This window comes from Streptococcus mitis, from assembly GCF_003942865.1.
Taxonomy (GTDB): Bacteria; Bacillota; Bacilli; order Lactobacillales; family Streptococcaceae; genus Streptococcus; species Streptococcus mitis_BI.
Map to the genome: position 1 here is coordinate 64,876 of NZ_RJNZ01000006.1, position 18,657 is coordinate 83,532.

At 41.7% G+C, this 18,657-nt stretch carries 15 protein-coding genes; all 15 read right to left on the reverse strand.

Annotation, left to right across the window (positions count from 1 at the left end; genetic code table 11):
* Positions 1–33: 33 nt before the first annotated feature.
* Positions 34–930 carry an ROK family protein gene (locus D8845_RS05735; RefSeq protein WP_125452794.1) on the reverse strand — a complete coding sequence of 299 codons (897 nt, stop codon included), beginning with the start codon at positions 928–930 and terminating at the stop codon, positions 34–36.
* A gap of 17 nt (positions 931–947) precedes the next feature.
* Positions 948–1,865: a dihydrodipicolinate synthase family protein gene (locus D8845_RS05740; protein ID WP_001281499.1), complete on the reverse strand. Its 918-nt coding sequence runs from the start codon at positions 1,863–1,865 to the stop codon at positions 948–950.
* A gap of 172 nt (positions 1,866–2,037) precedes the next feature.
* The gene (locus tag D8845_RS05745) at positions 2,038–2,682 is read right to left on the reverse strand and encodes a YesL family protein (protein ID WP_125452795.1); all 645 of its coding nucleotides are present in this window, start codon (positions 2,680–2,682) and stop codon (positions 2,038–2,040) included.
* A 19-nt stretch (positions 2,683–2,701) separates the two neighbouring features.
* Entirely contained in the window at positions 2,702–3,154 is a 453-nt protein-coding gene (locus tag D8845_RS05750) for a YhcH/YjgK/YiaL family protein (protein WP_125452796.1), read from the reverse strand.
* Between the two features lie 226 nt (positions 3,155–3,380).
* A complete protein-coding gene (locus tag D8845_RS05760) occupies positions 3,381–4,220 on the reverse strand; it encodes a carbohydrate ABC transporter permease (protein ID WP_125452797.1) in 840 nt (279 codons plus the stop codon).
* 15 nt (positions 4,221–4,235) lie between these two features.
* Positions 4,236–5,102 carry a carbohydrate ABC transporter permease gene (locus tag D8845_RS05765; RefSeq protein WP_173306856.1) on the reverse strand — a complete coding sequence of 289 codons (867 nt, stop codon included), beginning with the start codon at positions 5,100–5,102 and terminating at the stop codon, positions 4,236–4,238.
* Between the two features lie 221 nt (positions 5,103–5,323).
* Entirely contained in the window at positions 5,324–6,652 is a 1,329-nt protein-coding gene (locus D8845_RS05770; protein ID WP_125452799.1) for an ABC transporter substrate-binding protein, read from the reverse strand.
* 113 nt (positions 6,653–6,765) lie between these two features.
* A complete protein-coding gene (locus D8845_RS05775; protein WP_125452800.1) occupies positions 6,766–7,464 on the reverse strand; it encodes an N-acetylmannosamine-6-phosphate 2-epimerase in 699 nt (232 codons plus the stop codon).
* Positions 7,465–7,718: 254 nt separating this feature from the next.
* Positions 7,719–11,399 (reverse strand): SIALI-17 repeat-containing surface protein, encoded by a 3,681-nt coding sequence (locus D8845_RS05780; RefSeq protein WP_125452801.1) that lies wholly within the window; start codon positions 11,397–11,399, stop codon positions 7,719–7,721.
* Positions 11,400–11,727: 328 nt separating this feature from the next.
* Complete coding sequence (locus D8845_RS05785; RefSeq protein WP_125452802.1) at positions 11,728–12,708, reverse strand: acetylxylan esterase; 981 nt, start codon at positions 12,706–12,708, stop codon at positions 11,728–11,730.
* Positions 12,709–13,029: 321 nt separating this feature from the next.
* Entirely contained in the window at positions 13,030–15,045 is a 2,016-nt protein-coding gene (gene recG / locus D8845_RS05795) for an ATP-dependent DNA helicase RecG (RefSeq protein ID WP_125452803.1), read from the reverse strand.
* Between the two features lie 18 nt (positions 15,046–15,063).
* The gene (gene alr, locus D8845_RS05800) at positions 15,064–16,167 is read right to left on the reverse strand and encodes an alanine racemase (protein ID WP_125452804.1); all 1,104 of its coding nucleotides are present in this window, start codon (positions 16,165–16,167) and stop codon (positions 15,064–15,066) included.
* On the reverse strand, positions 16,157–16,519 hold the full coding sequence (gene acpS / locus D8845_RS05805) for a holo-ACP synthase (RefSeq protein ID WP_221762779.1): 363 nt from the start codon (positions 16,517–16,519) through the stop codon (positions 16,157–16,159). The genes alr and acpS overlap by 11 nt, the downstream gene beginning before the upstream one ends.
* Positions 16,520–16,564: 45 nt before the next feature.
* Entirely contained in the window at positions 16,565–17,596 is a 1,032-nt protein-coding gene (locus D8845_RS05810) for a 3-deoxy-7-phosphoheptulonate synthase (RefSeq protein WP_125452806.1), read from the reverse strand.
* A 1-nt stretch (position 17,597) separates the two neighbouring features.
* Positions 17,598–18,629: a 3-deoxy-7-phosphoheptulonate synthase gene (locus D8845_RS05815; RefSeq protein WP_125452807.1), complete on the reverse strand. Its 1,032-nt coding sequence runs from the start codon at positions 18,627–18,629 to the stop codon at positions 17,598–17,600.
* Positions 18,630–18,657 lie beyond the last annotated feature (28 nt).

An 18,657-nucleotide genomic window follows, 5' to 3' on the forward strand; every position in this document is an offset into this window, starting at 1 on the left:
TGTCGTACTCAAGTACTGCCTACGGCTAACTTCCTAGTTTGCTCTTTGATTTTCATTGAGTATAAAATGATAATAAGCTCCCAACATACCTGCTGTATTTTGATGATGGGCAAATTCTAATCGTGTTTTTTCAGCAAGGCTTGGCACCAAAGCCTCTTTCAAGGCTTTGCGGATCTTGGGTTTGAGGATAGCCTCTTGTCCCATGATACCGCCACCGAGAATGACCACTTCTGGATTAGCAACGTAGCAAATATTTGCCAGACCTTTTCCTAGATAGTCTACCATACGGTCAATACCAGCCATACAAATCTTGTTGCCTTCAGTGGCTTCCTTAAAGATACGTCGGCCATTCCACTGATCAACATCTTCTCCATGTGCTTCAGCTACATATTTCACTAAAGCTGTTGTAGAAGCCAAATCTTGGAACGCTCCATCCTGCATATGCATATAACCGACTTCGCAGGCTGAATTGCTAAAACCATGGAAGACTTTCCCATCAATAATCAAGCAACCACCGATACCGGTTCCAATGGTCAAGCAAAGTGTCACACTCGCTCCCTTGCCTGAACCAGATACCGCTTCAGCAAGACCTGCACAGTTGACGTCATTCTCAATTTCACAAGGAATTGCAAAGCTAGTTTCGATTTCCTTTTTGAACTGGGTGCCTGCGTAGTTAGGGATTTGAGGCCCAGCATAGAAAATTTCCCCCTTATCTGGATCTACCATCCCTGCAGAAGAAATAGCAACACCTGCTACTGAACCCTTTTCTAAATAACTGGCTACGATATCTTTGGTCTTTTGTAAGATATGAGGACCACCCTTATGCGCCTCTGTTGGCATTTCATGTGATTCAACAAGTTGGCCTTCTTGGTCAATCAAACCATATTTGATGTTGGTTCCACCGATATCAATTGCAACGTAGTGTGTCATAAATACCTCCTTATAGATTAGAGGAAGCGCTCCTTGGTTTCGCGAATCAAGGCTGCAGCTGCTTCTACAACTGGACGATCTTCTTCAGTCACTGGTGTCAATGGTGAACGAACAGAACCAATGTTCAGTCCTTCATTGATCTTCAAGACCTCTTTGATGACACCGTACATATTTCCATGTGCAGAAGTGAGTTTACCAATGATAGCGTTGATAGCATATTGCAATTCGCGCGCTGTTTCCAAATCTTTGTCAGCAATCAACTGATTGAGTTTCAAGAAGAGTTCTGGCATGGCACCATAAGTACCACCAATACCAGCTTTAGCACCCATGAGACGGCCACCTAGGAACTGCTCATCTGGACCGTTAAAGACGATATGGTCTTCCCCACCAAGGCTTACAAAGGTTTGGATATCTTGAACTGGCATAGAAGAGTTCTTCACACCGATAACACGAGGATTTTTCAACATTTCTGTGTAAAGGCTTGGAGTCAAAGCAACCCCTGCCAATTGAGGAATGTTGTAAATCACGTAGTCTGTATTTGGAGCTGCAGAACTGATATCGTTCCAATACTTAGCAACTGAGTATTCTGGCAAGCGGAAGTAAATCGGTGGAATCGTTGCAATGGCATCTACACCCAAGCTCTCTGCGTGGCGAGCAAGTTCCATACTGTCCTTGGTATTGTTGCAAGCAACATGAGCAATGATGGTCAATTTCCCTTTGGCAACTGCCATGACTTCTTCCAAAATCAATTTGCGGTCTTCAACGCTTTGGTAGATACACTCACCAGAAGAACCATTGACATAGAGACCTTGAACACCTTTATCAATGAAGTATTGAACCAAGGCACGTGTACGCTCTGGACTTACTTCTCCTTGATCATCATAACATGCGTAAAAGGCTGGAATGACACCTTCGTATTTTTTTAAATCTGACATAGATTTTCTCCTAAGTTTTCTTTTTTTCTGCTAAGAGCAGGATTTATTCTTTACGTGTTTAGTATACACCTTGTGAAAAACGCTTTCAATATCTTGTGTACACTTAGATTTTAGTTTCGATATGCATTTTGAAATGTTTATGACTTGAAAGTAGTTTCAGAAACAAGCCATCCTATTGGTATTTTGCGAAAATTTTCTCCATCAATCCAGTCTGGATAAAGACCAAGAGTCCAAACCCAAAAAGCAGGAAGGCTGAGCCACCTAAAAGTAAACTGAAGGCGGACAGATAAAGAACCATCACAATAAGAAAGAGAATGGCTAACATGAGGAAGAACCAAGGAAAGTTAAAACTTGCCAAGATAAGTCCTTTTTGCAGCACTTCTTTCCAAGTCAAATCATAGCGTGCAGCGATTGGATAGCTAGCCAACATCACGATAGTGAGGAAGATAAGAATACCTAGACAAATAGCTTTTACCATTTGGAAAGGCATAGCTGTCTGACCCCAGAAGAGATAGAGGTCTAGAAGGCTTAATGAGACAATGCCCAACTCAAGCAGACCTAACTGAAGACCTAGTTTCAGATTTTCCTTGAAAGCTCTTAGATAGATTTTAAAGACAGGTACACGTCTGCTCTTCTTAATCTCAAACATAGTCTCGTAGAGGCTAATTTTAGCTACTCCAATCGTCACGATGGGCAAACAAGTGACGACAAAAAGAAGATTGGCTGTCACGATATCCAGGACCTTCTCACTAAAACGCATGAGAAAGTTATCTGTATCAAATGCTGCCTTGATAAGGCTTACTCCTTTTTGTGCCATGTTTGCTCCTCCTGATTTTTTAATCAATCAAAATTTTAAAGAGATATTTGCGAACCTTCTCTTCCATACCTGCATAGCCATTTGGCTGGTGAGGTTCTCCTGGGAAGAAAATCGCAAAATTGTGATAACCCAACAAGAGTGGGTAATGTTCATAACAATGAACAAAGCCAATGTCACTTGCTTCGTCGAATGCTACTGCCTCGTCTTTGATACGTGAACCGTAGCTCGAATATTCATGTCCTTCTACCAGCAAATGCAAGTCTGCATAGTTCTTATGATGCTCAAATTGATCATTTTCAGCTTGATTGAGGACATTTTCCTGAACAACTAGAAAGACCTTGTCCCCGTCAATCTCATACTTACCTAATTCAAATGAATCTTTACGATGCTGGTAGAGATAGTCGATAGCCTTGTCTAGATTGGGATGAATTCCTTTGTAAAAGGTGATGTTTTTCAAATCGTCAAAAATCATACTCTTTCCTTCGTTTCTGATAGTTAACTAAAATCATTCTTAAGTTGATAAGTGTCTAACAAAATCTCTAAGGTAAGCAAATACCCAACATTTTGTAGACACTTATAACTCTGTATTCTCTTATACTCAATGAAAATTGAAGAGCAAACTAGGAAGCTAACCGCAGGCAATACTTAAGTATGGCAAGGTGACGCTGACATAGTTTGAATTCGATTTTCGCAGAGTATTATCCTTTGACCGCTCCCATAGTAATACCCTGAGTGAAGGATTTTTGGAAGACTAGGAAGACTGTTACGATTGGAACTGCTGCAAGAGCGGCACCTGCCATGATCAAACCATAGTTGGTTGCCATTTCAGCTTGCATAGTTGCAACCCCAAGTGAGATGGTCAAGTTTTGACGTGAAGTTAACATAACCAACTGCATGAAGTAGTCATTCCAAGTATTGATGAAGGTAAAGATTGCAAGGGCTGCAAATCCTGGTTTCACAATTGGGAAGGCTACGCTCCAGAAAGTACGAATCTCACCACAACCATCGATTTTAGCTGATTCAAGCAATTCTGTTGGGATGTTTTCGCTGAATTGTTTCATGAGGAAGACCCCAAATGGCCATCCAATCAAAGGCAAGATAACTGCCCAAAGAGTGTCATGAATTCCCATGAAGTTGACGATACGTACCAATGGTACAAGGACAACTTGTTTTGGAAGTGCCATGGCAGCGATAAAGATGGCAAAGAGAATGCGTTGGCCATAGAAACGTTTTTTAGCTAGTACATAACCTGCCAAAGAAGAGGTCGCACAAACTAAGAACATTGTTACCAATGAAATAAACACAGAGTTCCACATCCACTGAATAGCAGGGTTTTGCACCATAAGTTGTTGGAAGTTTTCCATGGTTGGCATTTTAGGGAACCATTGTGGCGGAATCATAATGGTATCAGGCTGTGATTTGAAGGCACCTGTCAAAATCCAGTAGAATGGAAAGATGAACAGCACGGTCAACAAGAGCAAGATAATAGTTGAAATAACAGTAAAAGCTGTTAAAGGTTTCTTTTGTGTAGATTGCATAGCTGTCTCCTTTCTTTAATATTCTACGTCGTTTCCAAGTACTTTAAATTGAACAAAGCTTACGATAGCGATCATCACTGCCAAGAAGACACCGATAGTGTTTGCATAACCGTATTCTGTCAATTGGAAGGCTTTTTCGTAAAGGTAGTACATAAGTGTACTTGTTGAGTAGTTTGGACCACCAGATGTCAACAGCTGAATCAAGGCGAAACACTGGAATGAGTTGATTGTTGTAATGATTGCGATGTAAAGTGTTGTTGGAAGGAGGCTAGGCCATTTAATCTTCCAGAAAACTTGCAATTCAGTCGCACCATCAACCCGAGCTGCTTCCACCAATGAATTGTCAATATTCCCCATAGCAGCGATATAAAGGATAATCGGCTGACCAACAGATGTAGTCAAAAGGATAATCATAATCGCCATCAAAGCCCAGTTTTTATCTCCCAACCAAGAAATGTTTTGGCTGATGATATGGCTTGACTTAAGGACAAAGTTTAGAATCCCTGATAGTGGGTCATAGATCCATTTCCAAACAACTGTTACGGCAACGCTACCTGTTACAACAGGAAGGAAGAAGACGAAACGATAGAAGGATCTGGCAATGGCATTTTGATGATAGGTCTGAGATGCTACAAAGAGTGAGAATAGCACAACAATCGGAACCGATCCAATAACCAGAATAACGGTATTAATCAAAGACTTCATAAAGACAGGGTCTTTAAACATGCGAATGTAGTTGTCCAAGCCCACAAACTCAAATTTAGTCATTGAGTAGTTAAAGAAACTTGTAATGAATCCCATAATCATAGGAGCCAATACAAAGATGACAAAGAAGAATAACACTGGTGCTAGGAAAGCGTAGGAAATCACTGTTTCCCGCATACGAATTTTATTGACTTTCACAGTCGGCACCTCTCTTTCACAAATAAAATATTTTGGATTTTCTTGAACTGTTTTAAAATCAAAATGAAATTTTTTAAGATTCGCTTATGTAAGAACTTCATTTTAATTTCGTGACAGTTTCTGATATTTCAAATAAAATCCTCCCTTTTCTTACATAGATTATGCACAGGGAAAAGGGAGGAGTCAATCTGATTCAGTGCTTATTGTTTTGTAGCTTTTTTAATTGTTTCGTTAGCTTTTTCAGTGAAGGCTTTTAAAGCATCCGCTGGTTTTTGATCGCCATTTGAAACTGATTGCAACATTGGGAACCATAGAGTTCTCATTTCTGCAAAACCATCAATTGTATTGTAGTATGGTGAGTAGTATTTAGTCCAACCACTGATTGTTTCCATACGTTTATCTTCATAAAGTTTTCCAAATGAAGTACGAACTGGGAAGGCACCTGTACGAACAACGTCTTTTGGACCCCATTCTTTGTCATCCGCGATGAATTGAACGAATTTCTTAGATGCTGCAACTTTCTTGTCGTCTTTGTTGTTGAATACTGCAAATCCGTTTACAAGGTATTCAAGAGCTGGTTTACCTGAATCTGATGGGAATGGTACTTCTACCACTTCTACTTTACTTGCTTCCAAGAGTTTAGCTTGGATACCGTTTTGAGCTGGCGCCCAAAGGATTGTGTAAGATGTTTGACCGTTGGCAAAGTTTTGGATATCTGCTCCACCGTCAAATTGTGAACCATTGTTCAACAAACCGTCTTTGATCCAGCCAGCTGCTTTTTCAAGACCTTTGACAAATTTAGGATCATCAGTTGTATATTTTGTTACATCTTTATCTGTTACAGAACCGCCGTAAAGGTTTGAGATGAAGGCACGTGTTCCTTGGTCTCCCCCTTGACCAGAACTGAACAATGAACCTGGTGTGTAGCCTTTGTCTTTAAGCGCTTTCAAAACTTTTTCAAAATCATCAGTTGTCCAACCTTCTTTTACAAGGTTCGCAACTCCAGCATCTTCCAACATTTTCTTGTTCATGGCCATGTAGAATGGTGCTGAACTGATTGGATACATATAAGCTTTGTCTCCAGCTTTACTTGCTTTTACGATGTTTTCATTGTTGACATCTTTAACAAAGTCATCTGTGAAGAGGTCATTCAAGTCAGCCAATTTACCATTTTTACCATATTGGATGATACGTCCTGGTGCGTCAAAAAGTACGTCTGGAGCTGTACCTGCTTCGATAGCTGTAGTAATCTTTTCTGGACCTGACTTAAAGTCGATGGTTTCCAATTTCACTTTTACATCTGGATTTGCTTTTTCAAAAGTTTCGATGATTGACTTTTCATATGTTCCAACACCGTCACCAGTTTTTTCTTGAGTGAAGACTGGGAATGCCCACCAAGTGATTTCTGTTTTTCCGCTATCTCCACCAGATTTTCCAGCATCTTTACTTCCGCCAGAATTTCCACATGCAGCAAGGCCAAGAACCGCAGCACCCGCAAGTACTGTACAAGCTAGTTTTCTAAATTTCATTTGTATTCTCCTAATTGATAAGCGTATCCATATTGGATAATGAGTTCTTTGCATTTGTATACGTTTTCATTTTATCCGACGCATCAACCACTCTCCTCTGTTTTGAGATTGTGTTATTTGAGACCAGCAACAAAGCGTTCTGTGATCTCTTTTGGTCTAGTAATAGCGCCACCAACAACAATACCTCGCACTCCATATCCTAGGATTTGTTTGGCTTGTTCTGGTGTATGAATTTTTCCTTCTGCAATGACATCTACACCAGCATCACAGAGTTTTTTGATTAATTCAAAATCGGGACCATCCACTTTAGGACTGTAAGATGTGTATCCTGATAAGGTTGTTCCGACAAAGTCAATTCCTGCTTCAACGGCTGCCAATCCTTCCTCGAAAGTACTTGTATCAGCCATCAAGAGCTGGTTAGGATATTTTTCCTTAACCTGACGAATGAAGTCTTGAATCTCTAAACCATCATAGCGTTCACGCTTGGTACAATCCAGAGCAATGACCTCTATATCAAGTTCTGCCAATTCATCAACTTCTTTCATAGTAGCCGTGATGAATGGTTCTTGTGGTGGATAATCTCGTTTTATTATCCCAATAATTGGAAGGCTTGTGACCTCCTTGATTTCCTTGATATCGCGAACACTATTTGCTCGGATACCGACTGCTCCACCCTGCTCAGCCGCTTTGACCAGCAAGGGAATGACTCCTCCCGCTTCTGTATAGAGCGGTTCGTGAGGAAGGGCCTGACAAGAAACGATGATTCCATCTTTGATTTGTGCAATCAAGGCTTCTTTAGTAATCTGTGGCATCCTCTTTCCTCCTTTTCTTTGTTCTTATGAGTTCATTATATATTATTTTTAAAGCGCTTTCAATACTTTGTGGTAGAATAGATTTCAGTTTCAAAAGTATTTTATAGAACAGCTGTTTCTGAAAGTAGTTTCAGCACTGTCTTATTTTCAATTCGCTTAGTATCTAAAATGATAAAAAGAGATAGCCATCTTTCAAATGGGCCATCTCTTTTATCATTAACAATGAGCTAAATTCATTTTATTCAAGACCTAGTCTAGTCTTCTTTTCGTTTCTTTCCTAATGTAAAGACAGATAAGAGACCTGCCACTAATCCTATAGAAATAAGGGTTGTGTTTTCTTTACTTCCAGTATTTGGTAGCTCGTTTTGTTTAGCCGCTGGTGCTTGATAAGTAGCATCTTGTCCAAGAGATAACTTCTTAGCTGGACCTTCGTTTGCAGCTACTAAGACTGGTTTGGTTTCTCCCTTGTACTCTGGCACTTCATGGACTGCTGCCTCAGAGCCATTGACACCTCCTTTATATTCAGGAAGGTCATTTGAAGCTGCCAAGACAAAATTAGCACCTCCGGTATATTCAGGAACCTCATTTGAAGCTGCCAAGACAAAATTAGCACCTCCGGTATATTCAGGAACCTCATTTGAAGCCGCTAGAACTGCATTTACGCCTCCTGTGAATTCCGGAAGTTCATGGACCGCTGCTTCAACCGCGTTTACGCCTCCTGTGAATTCCGTTTTTTCTACTGTTGGAGCTGGTTCTTCTCCTACTGTTGCCAATTGACCTGTATATTCAGAAACTTCTGTAACAAGGGCTTCTTCTCCTGCTGTTGCAAGAGAACCAGTATATTCAGGAGCTTTTTCAGTTACTACAGCCTCCTCGCCATTAACTCCACCTGTAAATTCTGGCTTTTCTACTGTTGGTGCTTCTTCTACTTCTGTCGCTAATGGGCCTGTATATTCAGGAACTTCTGCCGCAACTGCTCCTTCTTCGCCATTAACTCCACCTGTAAATTCTAGTTTTTCTACTGTTGGCGCTTCTTCCCCTGCTGTAGCTAATGGGCCTGTGTATTCAGGAACTTCTTCAGTTACTGCTCCTTCTTCACCATTAACTCCACCTATAAATTCTGGAACTTCATTTGTCGCAGCTTCGCTTCCATTTACACCATGAGTAATTTTAGAACCAACTACTGAAACAGGCAAATTATGCATACTTTCGATAGCTCCTTCTGCTAAGCCTGTAACTTTTTGACCAATATCCTCAGGATCTACTGTAAACAATAGAGTCTTTGTGTCATACTGTGTCATAAACGTAGCTGTCTTACCATTTGCAAGTTGTAAAGTTGGTGCTTGATTGACCAATACTTCTGAATCAAATTCCATGGCAATAATACCTTGCCCCATATGAACTGCATGTGTAACTTTTGCTTCGGTTGGAGAAACCATATCCTTGCTTAAGAAATCCCAATTAAATTTCTTATAAGACAAGGTATATTCGTTTTGGTTGTTATCTGCATGCTCATAAAGCAATCCATATTCGCCATTCCCGAGATCTTGAATAGAATTGTAGGCAAACTTACCACTTTGAATAGGGTTATGCTTAAGCCAAGTCAGCTCTCCATTTTCTTCGACACGGGCTAAGTGTACCAAACCGTTGAAACGTCCTGGTCCACCTGCATTACTAAGAACAATATACTCTTTTCCATCATGCATCGTATGAATAGCAGCCAATTGAACATAAACATCCTTGACATCCGCATAACGTTTTATATCATTTTCCCAAGTTACTCCACCATCTTTACTAGTAGCAACTTGAAGGTCCCCTGTCAAGCCACGCATGAAGAGCTTGAGATCTCCATTATTTAACTGTACAACAGAGGACTCGGTATTTTGAGCATAATAATTACTCATGGTACTTGAGTCAATCACAGTGCCATCAGTCAGCGTACGATGGTCATTCACACCACCTCCCATATGCCAAGTCTTACCATGGTCATCTGAGTAGATAATCCGAGATGATTGAGAACCGTTTAAGTGGTTGGTCTGATTAGTTGTATAAGTAGGTACAATGATTCGACCTTTATGAGGTCCGGTATGAAGAGTAATTCCTGTTCCAGGCCCAACCCCTAAGAATTTCATCCAATCAGCTTTTACCATTGGGGTAATATCTTGAGGAGCTGACCAAGTCTTACCATCATCATCACTGTAAGACATCCATAGATAAGAATCCTTAGCAACTCTAAATGGAGACGTTTTATTGCTTGTGAAATAAATATTTCCTAATAGTCGATCCCCTTGATACAAATCACCTTTATCGCTATAAGCTGGTTTAACTGGGTTTACAACAACACGATAATCGGTTGCTTTCCCATCTGGACTATAAACTATGCCATTTTCGCGTATTGTATAGGAACCTTCTTCGCCTTCTTTGTAGAGAATTTGGTAAGTTTTGCCATCGATTTGTTTATAGGCTTCTTCTCTTTGAGCAGCCATTCCAAAGATTCCTTTCCCTTCTGGGAACATATCATAGATAGAAAAAATTCGTTTTGTTGCAGGATCTTGAACCAAAACCATATCGATGTTCACTGGTGAACCGATTGATGGATCAGAGGCTTTTGGATTGTCTCGTAAATTTGTAATCGTTACTCGGTCACTCCATGTCTTCCCCTTATCCTCACTTCGTCTAACGACCATACCGATATCACCCCAGTCATATTGGTGTAAGCGGCGTTCGTCAGCACCAGCAATCAAGGTTCCTTTATCAGTTTTAAGAAGAGCAGGAATACGATAACTCTTGATACCATCTTTATTTGGTTTATTATGCATACCACCTTCAAAGACATCTTGTTTTTCAGTAACTTTAGCCCCTTCTGGTAGCTTTTGTTCCAAATCAGATCTCTCAAACAATTGGCTCCGTTTTTGAACTTCCTCTGGAGTTAATACACGATCATAAACACTCAAATTACGAACCTGTAAATTTGCTCCCCAAACTGATTTCCCTGCCCGATTTGTTGCACCAAGTTGAGCATGGGTAATATCTGGCATATCCTTGATAAATTTACCAGATTTCAAGCTGGTACGCGATAAAACACCGTTTACATAAAGTCTAACTTTTCCTTCTGGATTGTCTGCATTTGGTCTTTCTACAGTAAAGGTAACCGAATTCCACTGCCCAGGCTTAATTTTCAATGGAGCATCCGTATATTTATCATAAAATTGTGCTCCATTTGCATCACGTCCTTCAATTAAGGCTGTATTATTGAGAACAGCCATTGTGAAGTACTCATCTTTTTTCTTATCACTAGATACTGAAAATAGATTATAAAATGCTGGAGCTTTTGCATCTGGCTTAAATTCCATATGAATAGTCGCATTTTGAAGCTTCTTCAATGTATCTAATTCACTGGCTAAGTCTACACGCTGACCATTTTTCGAATTTGTTTCAACATCTTCTTTTTCCACTACTGGAGTTGCATTTTCGATGTTTCTAGCATAATAATCTCGAGGAATAACTCCCTCTTCTTCTTTATCTTGGTCCTTGTTACTGGCTTCTGTAGTTGTAGAATCTCCTTCCGGTTTATCAGTAGGAGCTGGTGTATTTTCAGCTGCAGGTGTATTTGTTGGAGTGGTCGCCTCTGCTTCAGTAGTCTCATTTTTCTTCAACTTATCCTGATCAACTTCCACACCATTGTCTTTCGCTGTTGCCAATTTTCCAGCTAATTCACTATCTAAATTTGCAAGACTTCCTGAAGAAGCTTCTTTTGGTAATTCTGATAAACCTTGATTATTATTTTCAGCTGCAGTTACAGTTGAGTTTCCTTGTTCATTTGCCAATACAGGATTTACTCCAAACACCACAGCACCAATGGTTACAGATGCTACACCCACTGCAAATTTACGAATGCCATATCTTTGTTTTCTATCAAAATTCTTCTGATTCATCTTTCTACCTTTCAATTTCACAAAAAATAAAGCGCTTTCTTTTTGCTTTAAAATTTTTACTCCCCATCATAGGAAAACACAAGAAAGCAATTAATAAACGAGAGTTGCTCTCCTTCTCTCTTTCAACATTTAGCTAGCTGCAATCCAAACAGTAGCTCTCTCACTCCTTTCCTAGACACTTTTTCTTTATTATACAATAAAGTCATAGGTTTATCTCGAGCTTGCCATAGAATAGATTTTACTTTCAGTAATATTTTAATATTTTAATATTTTTAAAAGTACTTTCAACATTTATAACAAAAAGAGAGCTACTGGGCTCTCTCATTCATCACTTTATATACTTAAAAGAAATCTCACTACCACAGAGCCAGTTGTAGACTTGGTCATTGACAAAGACATTCATGGCTTCGTGAGCATACTCAGGCATGATGCGATAGGCCTTATCGCAGGTCAGACGGTTGTAAATCGCAAACTGGGTAATAGGATAGCAAACATCATCGTCCAAGCCCGTAATCATCTTAACCTCACCCTTGATACGATGGGCAAGATTTTTCACATCGATATAAGCAAGGGTCGCCATGATCTCCTCCTCAGTTTCATGGAAGGGGTCATGAAACTTGAAATAACGAAAAAGTTCGTCGTAAGCCTCGCTAGTATTCCCAATCTCAAGCACCCGTCTGAAGTCTGACAAGAAAGGATAGATGGCAACAGTTTTCTCAATTCGAGGATTGAGAGCTGCTGCAACTAGAGCTAGAGCCCCTCCTTGTGAGGCACCATAGCTAGAAAGGCGCTTCTCATCCACCTCGGGCAGACTAGCAATAATGTCAACCAACTGGTAAATATCCAGATAAACATCCTTATAGAAGAGATGATCCCGACCTTCCACAGCCCCACGGATAATATGTCCCTTAACCGTATTTCCTAAAGGAGAACGCAAACCGTCCTGTGAATAACCTGACTGTCCCCGCACATCCATGGAAACAACACCGTAACCAGCCACGGTGAAGGCCAGCATGTCAGCCCAGTCCCAGCCACGTCCCATATAACCATGGAAATGGAAGATTAGTGGAACCTTCTCCTCACTCTTTGGAAGAACGACGCGTGCATAAACCTTGCCTTCATTGGTTCCTTCAAACGTTAACTCATAGCACTTAACTTGAGGAATGTGAAAATTGCTTTCCTCCAACTGGTAGGCTGGAAGAGTTGAAACTTTTTTCACTTCCTCATCCCAGAAAGCATCAAAGTCTTCCGGAACCTCATCCCTTCCTCTATAAGTCTTGATTTCTTCTAACAAAGCTGGATTTTTCATAGCATGCTCCTTTTATTTTGTAATCGCTATCACCACTCTAGCATATCTAAGTAATCAATGCAAGAAAGAAGGATAAATAGAAAAAGAATTTAGATTTTCTTCCTTTAATCTTACAAACTAAAAGTAGTTTTAAAAACGAAAAAAGAGCATTTCGCTCTTTCTTCCTTCTCTTCAATCTTATTTTTTTGCTTCTTTCTTTTGGAAAGTGGTTTGGTAATTTACTTTAATCGTTACTGTCATGTGAGAGTCCTCGTTTCTTTTTGATGACTCTAGTATAAGGGGCAAACCTGAAAGCTAGCTTAAGTTTTCCTTAGAGAAAGCTTAATCTAGGTGTTCTTTCTTCTCTAAATGAAGGGCAATCATGCGCCACTCTGGATCCTCTTGCCAGCCTTCAATAGAACTAATGTAGCTAGCAACCTTTCTGGCTTCTTCTAAAATCGGAAAATCTTCGATAATATCAGCTACTTGGAATTCTGGAAGACCTGACTGTCTGGTTCCAAAAATTTCACCTGAACCCCGCATTTTCAAATCTTCCTCCGCAAGGACAAATCCGTTGGTGGTTTCTGTCATGATGCGCATGCGGTCTTTCCCAGAATCCGTCTTGGGATTAGCAACGAGCACTGCATAAGACTGCTTATCTCCCCGACCCACACGACCTCTGAGCTGGTGAAGCTGGCTGAGACCGAAGCGATCGGCATCCATGATGATCATAACTGTCGCATTTGGAACATTAACCCCAACCTCGATAACCGTTGTCGAAACTAGAATATCCGTTTTTTTCTCTTTGAACTCCTGCATAATCTGGTCTTTTTCGTCACTCTTCATCTTACCATGTAGAAGAGCCACCTCTGCCTTGCCTCCAAAATGAGCTGTCAACTCCTCTGATAAGGCAATAGCATTTTTCAAATCCAGAGCTTCTGATTCTTCAATCAAGGGAGAGATGACATAGGCTTGAGAACCTTTTTGGATTTCCCCCTCTAACCAAGTCAAGACCTGAGGTAGTTGCTCATGTTTGATCCAGCGTGTCACAATAGGTTTTCGGCCTGCTGGCATCTGGTCAATAATGGAAACATCCATATCGCCAAAGGCTGTGATGGCTAAGGTTCGTGGTATGGGAGTCGCTGTCATCATGAGGACATCTGGGTTGTCGCCTTTTTCTCTCAGAACACGCCTTTGCCCCACACCAAAACGGTGCTGCTCATCGATGATAATCAAGCCAAGACGAGCATAATCCACTCCATCTTGTATCAGAGCGTGGGTTCCAATAATCAAATCAGCCTCACCCTTGGCAATAGTCTCTAAGACTTCTCTCTTTTCTGCAGCTTTCAAGGAACCTGTCAAGAGAGCCAGTTTCAAGTCTGGAAAGAGGTTCTGTAAACTCTCAAAATGTTGCTCTGCGAGGATTTCTGTTGGCACCATGAGGGCGGACTGATAGCCAGCTGTCACCGCCGCAAACATGGCCAAGCCAGCGACTACTGTTTTTCCGCTCCCCACATCCCCTTGTAGGAGACGATTCATGTGATGGTCGAACTTCATGTCGGCCAAAATTTCCTGCAAACTCTTTTCCTGAGCTTGGGTCAGGGCAAATGGTAAATTTTCTTTAACAGCCGTCACTTTTTTCTGAGACCACTCCAGAACCAGACCGCTGCCCTGAACTCTATTTTCAAACTTGAGCGTCTGCAATTGCATTTGGAAATAAAAGAGTTCCTCAAACTTGATACGGCGAAGGGCCTGCTTGTATTCTGCCAAATCCTTAGGAAAATGCATGGCACGAACGGCCTGACAACGGGACATGAGTTTGTATTTGTCCAGCAAAGACTGGGGAAGATTTTCTTCTATCAAGAGGTCCAGTCCCTGATCAAAAGCCGTCTTGATGACCTTGACCAGACTGGCTTGACTGATTCCCTGAGCCAAGCGATAAACAGGTTGGAGGTCATCTTCCACCTGAGCCAGGACCTTCATCCCAGTTAGACTAGCCTTGGCACGGTCCCATTTTCCAAAGACGGCAAGAGTTGCTCCCAACTCTATCTTATCTGCTAGATAGGGCTGGTTAAAAAAATTCACCGCAAAAACGACTTCTCCCTGCTTGAGGCTAAAGCGCAGGCGATTGCGCTTGAAACCATAATACTGGACACTGGCAGGAGTCACAACTTGACCAGAAAGAACCGCCTTTTCACCATCCTCCAATTCAAGCACCTGCTTAGTCTTAAAGTCTTCATAACGGAAAGGAAAGTAGAGCAAGAGGTCTTGCAAATTTTCAATTCCTAGTTTGGCGTATTTTTCTGCTGACTTTGGTCCCACACCAGGTAAGACATGCAAGGGTTGATGTAGATTCATGCTCCACTCCTTTCTTTTCTAATAATATTCTCTCGGAATGCGGTCGCTGAGAAGACAAACCACTTCATAGTTAATGGTTCCACGGTAGGTCGCTACCTGAGTAGCTGTAATCTCCTTGCCCCCATTAGAACCAATGAGGGTGACTTTGGTTCCTAAGGGATAAATCTTAGGCAGACGAATAGTGATTTGGTCCATAGAAACCCGTCCAACAATTGGGCAAGCTTGGCCATCTACCAAGACAGTGAAATTCTGCATATCTCGTGTCCAACCATCCGCATAGCCGATTGGCACGGTCGCGATGACTTGCTCGCTATCCGCTTGATATGTCGCTCCGTAGCCCATGCAAGCTCCAGCTGAAACTGTCTTGACATGAACCAGAGCAGACTCCAAGGTCAAGGCCGGAATCAAGTCATAGGGCAAGTCCAAGACCTCTCCACTAGGGTTAAGACCATACATAGCATCTCCCATACGAACCGCATTGAAAATAGTCTCTGCATGCCAAAGGGTCGTTGCCGAATTACTGGCATGAAGCAGCTCTGGAACTTCCCTCATACTGGCCAAAATAGTTTTAAACCGTTCTAACTGGGCATTAAAGTAGTCATCTGATTCCTCGTCTGCAGTAGCAAAGTGGGTAAAAATCCCTTCAACACGAGCACCGTGTTGTTGGAGCAAGTCTTGAGCTTGCTCAGCTTCACTAGCCTCTCGGAAACCAATCCGTCCCATTCCTGAGTCAATCTTAAGGTGGACTGTCAATCCAGTTAGGTCAGCTTCCTTATCTAAGAGTGCTTTAACCCACTCCAGTCCAGCCACAGTCAAGGTGATGTCGTATTCTTTAGCAAGAGAAACAGCTTCGATTTCAGAAACTCCTAAAATGAGGATTCGTTTGCTGAGTCCAGCCTGTCTGAGTTCAATGGCCTCATCAATATTCGAAACGCAAAAACCATCTACATCATCTTGAATAGCCGTCGCAACAGCAACAGCCCCATGCCCATAGGCATTAGCCTTGACCACTGCAAATTTGAGCGTTCCTTCAGGGATATGAGCCCCCATTTGCTGAATATTTTGTCGAATAGCTCCCAGATGAATCAGAGCCTTGGTTGGTCTATGTGGACTAGCTTTCATGATTTTCCTCCAAAATGACACTGGCTGTCACAAACTGATCGGTGTGGCTGATAGACAGCCAAATCTTTCCTGAAAATGGTGCCTGACTAAAATAAGGCGCCCCGCGTTCATTATTCAAGACTTCCAAATCCTGAAAACCTAGTTTTCCAATACCAGTTCCCATGGCCTTGGAAAAGGCTTCTTTAGCCGACCAGCGACCAGCTAAATATTCTATTTGCCTGCGCCCTTTAAGACTGTTAAACCGTTCCATTTCATTAGCGGTCAGCACGCGCTTAGCAAATCCTTCATGTCGTGTAACTGCGCTTTCTATCGAAGCCAATTCTTCGATGTCAATTCCGTATCCAACTATCATTCTCATCAAAAGGAGTTGAGATTCCCCCAACTCCATCCTTTTCACTTATTTTGTCAAGGTAGCATAGATTTCTTCTACCAAGGCCTCTGTATTTTCCCAACCTAGGCAAGGGTCGGTAATGGAGCAGCCAAAGACCTCTGGTTGGTTTTGACGACCATCTGCTAGGTAAGATTCAATCATAAAGCCTCGAACCGTCTTTTTGATTTTCTCGTTCCAATCACGATTTTGCAAGGTCTGGCGAACAATTCGAATCTGCTCCATATATTGCTTGCCTGAATTATCATGGTTGGTATCAATGAGGATAAAGGGATTTTCAAGTCCCATGGCTTCATAGCGTTCAATGGCATTTAGCAAAGTTTCATAGTAAAAGTTAGGCTCATTTTTCCCATATTCATTAACTGCACCACGAAGGATGACGTGAGCCAAGGGATTTCCTGAAGTTTCAACTTCTTGACCATGAAAGAGGAAGGTTTGTTTGTTCTGAGCGGCATAGATACCGTTAAACATGACCCCAAGGTTTCCAGAAGTTGGATTTTTCATCCCGACCGATGCATCAATCCCTGAGGCCACAAAGCGGTGCTCTTGGTCTTCCACAGAACGAGCCCCCACAGCATGGTAGCTGACCAAATCATCTACCAAAACCAGATTTGATGGATAAAGCATCTCATCTGCCGTTGTCAAACCTGTCTCTGTAATGACGCGGTAGTGCAACTGGCGCACAGCCTGCAAACCGTTAATCAGGCTTGGAGCCTTAGAGGTATCTGGTTGGTGAACCAAACCTTTATAGCCGTCTCCGTTGGTGCGAGGTTTAGCTGTATAAACACGCATAACCATGAAAATCTTGTCCGCCACCTTCTTCTGCAAGGCAGATAAACGGCGGGCATATTCCAAGACAGCCTCTTCATTATCAGAAGAGCAAGGACCAATCACCAAAAGGATACGGTCATCTTCTCCTGAAATAATGTCTGCCAATTCTCTATCACGACGCTCTTTTAGACGCAAGGCTTCCGCAGACAATTGGGTTTCTGCTTTGATTGCTTCAATATCAATTTCTTGACCTTTTTCAATAAATGCCATCTTATTCTCCTAGCGTTTGGTAGATTTCTCTGACGAGGGCTTCCGTATTATCCCAGCCAAGACAAGGGTCTGTGATAGACTTGCCAAATACTTCCGGTTCGTTTTGACGGCCGTCTTCTAGATAAGACTCAATCATAAAGCCACGAACGTACTGCTTGATTTTTTCATTCCAAGCACGGTTAATCAAGGTCTGGCGGACAATTCGAATCTGGTCCATGTATTGCTTACCAGAATTGTCATGATTGGTATCCACGATGATAAAGGGATTTTCTAAACCCATTTTCTCATATTGGGCAATGGTATCCATCAAATTATCATAGTAGTAGTTAGGAATATTCTTACCATACTCATTGATTGCTCCACGAAGAATCGCATGCGAAAGCGGGTTCCCAGTTGTTTCCACTTCTTTTCCTAGAAAAAGGAAGCTTTGTTTGTTTTGAGCAGCATAAATCCCATTAAACATGACATTGAGATTTCCAGAGGTTGGATTTTTAAAACCAGTCGCGAAATCTGCTCCACTGGCCACAAAGCGGTGTTGCTGGTCTTCAACTGAACGAGCACCAACCGCCATGTAAGAAATCAAATCATCCACAAGCGGAAGATTTTCCGGATAAAGCATTTCATCAGCAGTCGTCATACCTGTTTCCGTGATGACACGATAATGAAGATGGCGCACGGCTTTGATTCCATTGATAAGACTAGGCGCTTCTGTCGCGTTAGGCTGGTGAATCAAGCCCTTGTAACCATCTCCGTTGGTACGGGGTTTGGCAGTATAAACACGCATAACCATAAAGATACGGTCTGCTACTTCTTCTTGTAGGACTGACAAACGCCTAGCGTATTCAAGAACAGCTTCTTCATTGTCAGATGAGCATGGCCCGATTACCAAGAGAATCCTCTGGTCTTCTCCACGTATAATGGCTTCTAGCTCTTGATCGCGCTGTGATTTTCTCTCCAAAGCTTGGCCTTCTAATTTTGATAAGGCACGAACTTCTTCAATATTAATTTTAGGACTTTTTGCTGTAAATACCATAACTCATCTCCTTATAAAGTAAACGGAT